2 protein-coding genes are annotated in these 1,281 nt (G+C 45.1%); both read right to left on the reverse strand.

Features of this window, described 5'->3' with window-relative positions; translation table 11 throughout:
- Positions 1-346: 346 nt before the first annotated feature.
- Positions 347-724 carry a hypothetical protein gene (locus ACK8OE_RS20800; RefSeq protein ID WP_410274220.1) on the reverse strand — a complete coding sequence of 126 codons (378 nt, stop codon included), beginning with the start codon at positions 722-724 and terminating at the stop codon, positions 347-349.
- A 5-nt stretch (positions 725-729) separates the two neighbouring features.
- Positions 730-1,281 (reverse strand): hypothetical protein (locus tag ACK8OE_RS20805; RefSeq protein ID WP_410274221.1); only part of this gene is annotated, 552 nt, incomplete at its 5' end.

Genomic DNA, 1,281 nt, shown 5'->3' on the forward strand with positions numbered 1-1,281 from the left:
ATACGAGCTCGTATTACAAAAACAAATTATCTATATAAATCAATTTCTTGAAGGGCAAAAAAACACAACAAAGTTGTGCGTAGCGTGTGCAAATTTTACGTGGTCAAACTTACGCCCATAAACCCCTTCCACAATACCCTTAAATCGCGCTCCATAGCCGTCGCCAAGACACGGTTTATGCCCCACGCCAAGGGGCCAACAGAGCGGGATTACATCGTATGGGCGACAGGCTTGCGGGAATCACGGGCTGCTCTGACGGGGGGCCGTGCCACGCCAAACCCCATCCCGGCAACATTCTCACACGTCATCGGCGACGCAGCTTTTATCTTGCTAACTCCGGCAAGTATTATTTCAAATATTTTTTTGATGGAATAATTTCACTTGGCTCAGAAAAGCAAGCAACCTCAAAGCACTCGTCAGAGGTCATAACAGAGTATAAATATGGACGCTCATTCTTTAGATCATCTGAAAAACTATTCTCTATAACTGATCCTGAATTTATTAAATAAATAGAAACGGATCCGTTGTTATTTGAAATTAACAATTCTTTGTCCTGATCATCAGATATTGACCAATATTCCGACTCCTTTAAAAATAAAAACCTTCTAACAAATTCAAATTTAATATATTCAGAACAACCTTTCTCGGGAGTACTAAAGCACACCATAGTTGATCCATTTTCAAAACAAAGCTTTTCAAAGAAAATTGCTGTAAAATCTGTCATTTTATTCAATCATTATATCTAAATTTATCCGTGTCTCGGCCACGACCGTTACCTGACGTAACTTCAACAGTTGGCCTTGGATCTGTCGTACCTCCGTTAGGGCGAACAGTGATTTTTCGTCCATCCTCGAGAACTCCTGTTCTACCACCATTCTTAATGTCCTTTACGGAATCGGGCAGAACAGGACTGTTGTCGAAATCGTCATTCGCACCCTCTGCACCGCCTCCTTTCTCCCATATCTGATCGACACTGCCTGTCTTCCCGGGCTTTACGACAACCGCTCCATCTTGGACAGGTAACCCATCAGATGGTCTCGAAGGCTCTGCTACACCTTCTCGGTCAGGATCGATCGCATCTGCAGTGGCCTTCATGCCTAGGCTGGTTACTGCAGAATAGAGATTCCAGACGGTAACCCCATCGTTCCACATTTTGATCGCAGGTAATGCCGCAGGGTGCACCTCCACTCGCCTGGTCCGCCGCTCTGTGTCAGATGGCGCTTCCTGAAGCCCAGTCGGATCGCTTTTATTGACTGGATCCCCTGCCACATACCCATACAG

Origin of the sequence: Asticcacaulis sp. W401b (assembly GCF_046503825.1) — a bacterium.
In the GTDB taxonomy this organism is placed as follows: domain Bacteria; phylum Pseudomonadota; class Alphaproteobacteria; order Caulobacterales; family Caulobacteraceae; genus Asticcacaulis.

Excerpts from the sequence above, each read along its gene's own strand:
- ACK8OE_RS20800 (WP_410274220.1), bottom strand. The coding sequence starts at position 724 with ATGACAGATTTTACAGCAATTTTCTTTGAAAAGCTTTGTTTTGAAAAT.